The organism is Mycobacterium sp. (assembly GCF_032162605.1).
Classification (GTDB): domain Bacteria; phylum Actinomycetota; class Actinomycetes; order Mycobacteriales; family Mycobacteriaceae; genus Mycobacterium.
Map to the genome: position 1 here is coordinate 1 of NZ_JAVROT010000431.1, position 6,541 is coordinate 6,541.

The following is a 6,541-nucleotide window of genomic DNA, read 5'->3' on the forward strand; positions in this document are numbered from 1 at the left end:
GCCCGCCCCGGTGTTCCGCATGACGGCCGATCTGCAGTCGCGACGCAGGCTCGGGCTCACCGCGACGCTGATCCGCGAGGACGGCCGCGAGGGTGACGTCTTCAGCCTGATCGGGCCCAAGCGCTACGACGCCCCGTGGAAGGACATCGAGGCGCAGGGGTGGATCGCCCCTGCGGAGTGCATCGAGGTCCGCGTGACGATGACCGAGAACGAGCGGATGATCTACGCGACGGCCGAGCCGGAGGAACGCTACAAGCTGTGCTCGACGGCGCACACCAAGATAGCGGTGGTGAAGTCGATCCTGGCCCGTCACGTGGGCGAGCCGACCCTGGTGATCGGCGCCTACCTCGACCAGCTCGACGAACTGGGGCGCGAACTCGACGCCCCCGTCATCCAGGGATCGACGAAGACCGCGGAGCGCGAGTCCCTGTACCAGGCCTTCAGGATCGGCGAGATCCAGACACTGGTGGTGTCCAAGGTCGCGAACTTCTCCATCGACCTTCCGGAAGCCAGTGTGGCGGTGCAGGTTTCGGGCACGTTCGGCTCGCGTCAGGAGGAGGCGCAGCGGCTCGGCCGGCTGCTGCGGCCGAAGGCCGACGGCGGTGGCGCGATCTTCTACTCGGTGGTGTCCCGCGACAGTCTGGACGCCGACTACGCCGCGCACCGACAGCGGTTCCTCGCCGAGCAGGGCTATGGGTACGTCATCAAGGACGCCGACGACCTTCTGGGCCCGGCGATATGACGGTCTAGGTCAACGCCGGAATGACCTCGCGCTCGAACAGTTCGATACCGGAACGGTCGTACGCGGCCTCCGGGAAGTACAGGATCGCGTACTCGCAGCCGAGATCGCGCATCCTGCCCAGCTTCTCGACGATCTGCTCCGGCGTGCCGCTGGCCGAGTCGGGCGAACTCATGGTCGCCAGCATGACCTCGACCGCCTCCGGGTTCGCCTTGGCGCTCTGACGGGCGCGGATCCTCTCGATGCGGTCGGCCACGTCGGCCTCCGAGGATCCGACTACGGCGTTGAAGTTGGCGGACCGCACGATGGCTCCGTAGTCGGTACCCACCTCGGCGCAGTGGTCTTCGAGGATCTTCGACTTGTGTACGAAGCCCTCGGACTCGGAGGTGAAGTTCGTGTACTGCGCGTACTTGGCGGCGATCTTCAACGTGACCTTCTCACCGCCGCCGGCAATCCACAGTGGAATGCCGTTCTCCTGCAACGGCTTCGGGGCGACTATGGCACCGTCGATCTGATAGTGCTTGCCCTCGAAGCTCACCCTGCCGTCTCGCCAGGCGTCCCGCATGATCTGCACGCCTTCGTCGAGCCTGGCGAGACGCACCCCCGCGGAGGGGAAGCCGTAACCGTAGGCGCGCCACTCGTGTTCGTACCAGCCGCCGCCGATGCCCATCTGCACGCGACCACCGGAGATGACGTCCGTGGTGGCCGCCACCTTCGCCAGGTACGCGGGGTTGCGGTAGCTCATCGCGGTGCACATCTGGCCGAGCTTGATCCGCGAGGTCGTCGCCGCGTAGGCCGCCATCAGCGACCACGCCTCGTGGGTCGCCTCGTCGGTCGGCACCGGGACGGTGTGGAAGTGGTCGTACACCCACAGCGAGTCCCACGCCCCGCCGTCCGCGTAGGTCGCGAGGTTGCGCATCACCTGCCAGTGGTCCGCGGTGGGGATGTCCACCAGATCGAGTCGCCAACCCTGCGGAATGAAGAGACCGAAGCGCATACCAGCGACTCTATTGCAGTGCTGCCGCCGTCCTGACAGTAGCCTGCGATTGTGCCGCCCTCCTTCGACCTGACTGCCGAATCCCCGAACACGGCCGAACGCATCCACGCGACCTTTCGCGACGAAACATACTGGCGGGCAAGACTCCTCAGGTTCGACGACGGAATCGTGCGCGGCAAGATCACCGTCGACGCGCCGGGCGCCCCCGTGTCGGGTCACGGCGAACTTGCCGTGACGCGCGTGGCCGGTGGTTCGCGACTCGCGGGCAGGGGGACGGCCGGCGGTCGCGAAAACACGTCGGATCGCACGCTGTCGTCCTCGCATCGTTCGCCGTAGTGTCAATGTTGGTGCACGTGTCCGCAACCGGCGAGGCCACTCACCCAACGCGGTGAGTTGGAGGTGCGCGGCGTGAACGCAGGCAATCCCCACGGCGCGCGGGCCCGGTTCCTGGCCGCGGTGAGCCAGCTCGCGAGCGAGCAGGAACAACCCGCCCGCCTTTGCGAGGCGTGCGTTCGGGTGCTTCCGGTGCAGCGCGCCGCCATCTCCGTGTACGTCCCCGACTCCGGCCTCGAAGTGCTGTGCGCCAGCGACAGCGTCGCCGAGCAGGCGGAGTGGGCGCAGATCACCTTGGGCGAGGGTCCCGGGTTCGACGCGGTGGCTGCCGACGGTCCGGTGATCGTCGGCGATCTCTCGGACCCGAGCGGGCCATGGCCTACCTTCGCGGCGCAGGCCGTCAAGTCCGGTGTCGGCGCGATGTACTCGATGCCGCTGGAGGTCGGCGCGATTCGGGTGGGAGTGCTGGATCTCTACCGCACCGACGCCGCGCCGTTGGACGCCAAGGACTTCGCCGACGCATTGGCCGTCGCCGAGTTGGTGACGGCGATCCTGCTCACGGTCGGCCGCACCGGCCGGATCACCGAGTCTCTTGGGCCATGGTGGGACCAGCCGCTGAGCACCAGGGAGGCGCATCAGGCCACCGGCATGATGGTCGCTCAGCTCGGAGTCACCGCCCGCGAGGCCTATGTTCGGATGCAGGCGTTTGCCTACGCGGAGGGCCGACTGCTCAACGAAGTTGCCAACGCCGTGGTGAACCGCCGGTTGCGATTCGATCCGGATCCAGAGGCAGATCCCGAAGAATTGGTGGTTCCGTGAGTTTTACAGCCTCGAACCTTGACCCCCGCGACATCCGTGGGACGATTCGGCCGGAAGGGAAATGCGATGGATCGCTATGAGCGTCTAGCCAACGCATTCGTTGGCTTGGCGGACACGCTGGTCGCGGACTATGACGTCATCGAGCTGGCGCAGCAGCTCATCGACAGCACGATGACGTTGTTGCCGATCGCCGCGGCGGGCATGCTGCTCGGAGATCCGAGCGGCGAGCTGCACGTGTTCGCTTCGAGCAGCGAGCAGACCAGGTTGCTGGAGCTGTTGCAGGTTGAAGCCGACATCGGCCCCTGCCTGGAGGCCTACCGCTCCGGACAGCCATTGCTGGTCGACGATTTGGATGCCCAGGGAGAACGGTGGCCGCTCTTTTCCGAGCGCGCTGCCGAATACGGCTTCCGGGCGGTGAGTGCGCTACCGCTGCGGTTGCGGGACGAACGGGTCGGTGCCCTGAACCTGTTCCGCAGCGAGGCAGGCCCCATGGCCACCGGCGACGTAACCGTCGCACAGGCCCTCGCCGACGTGGCGACGGTCGGCATCCTGCATCAGCGGGTGCTGACGCGCTCGGAAGTGGTCAACCAGCAATTGCAGACCGCGTTGAACACCCGTCTGATCATCGAGCAGGCCAAGGGCGTGCTGGCCGAACGCGGCACGATCGACATGGACCAGGCGTTCAACGTGCTTCGCGGGCACGCCCGCAGAACCAATCGCCGTCTCGCCGATCTGGCCCGCGCCGTGGTCGACGGGGCAGATACCACGGCCATCCTGAAACGACCGACCGGCCGCGACTAGCCTGGCCGACATGGCCCTTTCACAGGAAGAACGCGAACAGTTTCTGGCCGAGCCGCACATCGCGGCCTTGTCGGTCTCCGCCGCTGACACACGCGGACCGCTGACGGTGCCCATCTGGTACCAGTACGCCCCGGGCGGCGAGCCGTGGATCCTGACGGCACCTGGTTCGCGGAAGGCCCGGCTGATCGAAGCCAACGGCTTCTTCTCGCTGATGGTGGAGCGCCTCGAGCCGACCACCCGCTACGTGGCCGTCGACGGCGCCGTCAGCCGCATCGAGCCAGGCACCGACGCCCAACTGGAGGAGGTCACCCGGCGCTACCTCAGCGGAGAGGCCGCCGACAGGTACCTCGAGTTCGCGCGCAAGGAACTCGGTACCCACGTCGCGATCTACATGCAGCCCCAGCACTGGCTGTCCGCCGACATGGGTTCCTTCTGACGCCCACCAGACGCAAAAGTGCCCGAAACGCCCTTTTTTGCGTATTGCTCGCGGCGCGTGACTAACTGGTGAGCGAAGCCGGCGGGGTGAACCGTTCACCGTACTTGGCCGCCAGTTCCTTGGCGCGGGCCACGAAGGCCTCCTTGCCAACACCAAGTGCGCCCTCGTAGCCGACGATGAACTGCGCCGAGCCACCGGTGTACGGCGGGAAGCCGATGCCCATGATCGAGCCGATGTTGGCATCCGCGGTGGTCGTCAACACGCCCTCGTCGATGCACTTCTGCGTCTCGATCGCCTCGGCGAACAGCATGCGGTCGATCATGTCCTGCAACGGAAGATCAGCAGTGCCCGAATTGAACGTCTCCTTCAGACCCGACCACAGGCCGACGCGCTTGCCGTCGACGTACTCGTAGAAGCCCGCGCCCTTCAGACGCGACGGACGACCGATCTCGATCATCTTCTCCACCACCGCCTCGGCGGGGTGCGGCTGATGGACGCGTCCCGCATCTTCTTCGCCCTTACGCGTAGCAACGGCGATCTTGTGCATCAGCTCGAGGTTGAGCTCGTCGGACAGCTGCAGCGGCGGCGCCGGGTACCCGGCCTGGCTACCGGCCTGCTCGATGCTCGCGGCCACGACACCCTCACCCAACATGGCGAGCGCCTCGTTGACGAACGTCCCGATCACCCGCGAGGTGAAGAACCCGCGGCTGTCGTTGACCACTATCGGGGTCTTGCCGATCGCCAGCGTGTAGTCGAAGACCCGGGCCAGCGCCTCGTCAGAGGTCTTCTCGCCCTTGATGATCTCGACGAGTGGCATCTTGTCGACCGGCGAGAAGAAGTGGATCCCGATGAAGTCGTCCTGACGCTTCACACCGGCCGCGAGACCGGTGATCGGCAGCGTGGAGGTGTTGGACCCGAGCAGCGCGTTGGGTTCGACGATGTCCTCGATCTCCTGGAACACCTGGTGCTTGAGCTCGACGGACTCGAAGACGGCCTCGATGACGAAGTCGACGCCCTTGAAGTCGGCGGCGTCGGCGCTGGGCGTGATCCGGCCGAGCAGGGCCTTGCTCTTCTCCTCGGTGGTGCGCCCCCGCTCGAGCGCCTTGGCCTCGATCTTCTCGGAGTAGTTCTTGCCCTTCTCGGCAGCTTCGATGCTGACGTCCTTGAGCACGACGTCGAACCCGGCCTTGGCCGACACGTAGGCGATGCCCGCGCCCATCATGCCCGCGCCGAGCACGCCGATCTTCGTGATCGGGACCTTGCCGATGCCTTCGGGCCGCGAGCCACCGGAGTTGATGAACTGCAGGTCCAGGAAGAACGCCTGGATCATGTTCTTGGCGACCTGGCCGGTGACCAGCTGGGTGAAGTAGCGGCTCTCGATGCGGCTGGCGGTGTCGAAGTCCACCTGCGCGCCCTCGACGGCCGCATCCAGAATGGCCCGCGGGGCGGGCATCGGCGCACCCTTGAGCTGCTTGCGCAGCAGCGCGGGGAACGACGGCAGGATGCCTGCCAGGCCGGGCGAGGACGGGGTGCCGCCGGGCATCTTGTAGCCCTTGTTGTCCCACGGCTGGGTATGACTGTCGGGGTTGGCCTTGATCCACGCCTTGGCGCCGGGCACCAAATCGTCGACAGCGCCCACCAATTCATCGATCAGACCTATTTCCTTGGCCTTGGCCGGCTTGAAGCGCGTGCCCTGGCTCAGGATCTCCATGAACGCCTTCTGGATGCCGAACATGCGGACCGTGCGGGTGACACCGCCGCCGCCGGGCAACAGGCCTAGAGTCACCTCGGGGAAACCGACCACGAGGCCCTTGACGTCCGCGGCGATGCGATGGTGACACGCCAGCGTGATCTCCAGACCACCGCCGAGCGCGGCCCCGTTGATGGCGGCGACCACCGGCTTGCCGAGGGTCTCCAGCGCGCGCAGGTCGCGCTTCACCGTCTCGACGGTGTCGAACGCCTCACCGGCGTTCTCCGGGCCGAGCTGGATCATGCCCTTGAGGTCGCCGCCGGCGAAGAATGTCTTCTTCGCACTGGTGATGACCACACCGGTGATCGAATCCTTCTCAGCCACAAGGCGTTCGACGGCGTTGTGCATCGACTCGGTGTAGTGCTCGTTCATCACGTTCGCCGAACCGGTGGGGTCGTCGAGCGTCAGCGTGACGATGCCGTCGGCATCCTTGTCCCACTGAATCGTGTTTTCCGCCATGCTCTTAAACCCTCTCGATGATGGTCGCGACGCCCATGCCGCCGCCGATGCACAGCGTGATGAGCGCGCGGCGGGCGCCACGGCGCTCGAGCTCGTCGACCATGGTTCCGGTGATCATGGCGCCGGTGGCGCCCAGCGGGTGGCCCATCGCGATGGCGCCACCGTTGACGTTGAGCTTCTCGTCGGGGATGTTCAGGTCCTTCTGGA

General features: G+C 66.3%; 7 protein-coding genes and 1 pseudogene. 5 read left to right on the top strand and 3 right to left on the bottom strand.

Annotated elements, in window-relative coordinates:
- Positions 1-742 (top strand): helicase-related protein (locus QOI01_RS24180; RefSeq protein WP_526385467.1); only part of this gene is annotated, 742 nt, incomplete at its 5' end.
- Between the two features lie 4 nt (positions 743-746).
- Here the strand turns inward: QOI01_RS24180 and QOI01_RS24185 are convergent.
- Positions 747-1,736, bottom strand: a complete 990-nt coding sequence (locus tag QOI01_RS24185; protein WP_526385469.1) for an LLM class F420-dependent oxidoreductase — start codon at positions 1,734-1,736, stop codon at positions 747-749.
- Positions 1,737-1,787: 51 nt separating this feature from the next.
- On the opposite strand from QOI01_RS24185, the gene QOI01_RS24190 reads away from it, so the two are divergent.
- The 4 genes from QOI01_RS24190 (at position 1,788) to QOI01_RS24205 (ending at position 4,125) form a co-directional block, all read left to right on the top strand.
- The gene (locus QOI01_RS24190) at positions 1,788-2,072 is read left to right on the top strand and encodes a hypothetical protein (protein ID WP_526385471.1); all 285 of its coding nucleotides are present in this window, start codon (positions 1,788-1,790) and stop codon (positions 2,070-2,072) included.
- 72 nt (positions 2,073-2,144) lie between these two features.
- Positions 2,145-2,888, top strand: a complete 744-nt coding sequence (locus QOI01_RS24195; RefSeq protein ID WP_526385473.1) for a GAF and ANTAR domain-containing protein — start codon at positions 2,145-2,147, stop codon at positions 2,886-2,888.
- Positions 2,889-2,954: 66 nt separating this feature from the next.
- Positions 2,955-3,689 carry a GAF and ANTAR domain-containing protein gene (locus QOI01_RS24200; RefSeq protein WP_526385475.1) on the top strand — a complete coding sequence of 245 codons (735 nt, stop codon included), beginning with the start codon at positions 2,955-2,957 and terminating at the stop codon, positions 3,687-3,689.
- A 10-nt stretch (positions 3,690-3,699) separates the two neighbouring features.
- Positions 3,700-4,125 (top strand): pyridoxamine 5'-phosphate oxidase family protein, encoded by a 426-nt coding sequence (locus QOI01_RS24205; RefSeq protein WP_526385477.1) that lies wholly within the window; start codon positions 3,700-3,702, stop codon positions 4,123-4,125.
- Between the two features lie 61 nt (positions 4,126-4,186).
- Here the strand turns inward: QOI01_RS24205 and QOI01_RS24210 are convergent, their stop codons facing one another.
- A complete protein-coding gene (locus tag QOI01_RS24210) occupies positions 4,187-6,334 on the bottom strand; it encodes a 3-hydroxyacyl-CoA dehydrogenase NAD-binding domain-containing protein (RefSeq protein ID WP_526385479.1) in 2,148 nt (715 codons plus the stop codon).
- Positions 6,335-6,338: 4 nt separating this feature from the next.
- Positions 6,339-6,541: pseudogene (locus QOI01_RS24215) on the bottom strand (acetyl-CoA C-acyltransferase); the annotation flags it as partial.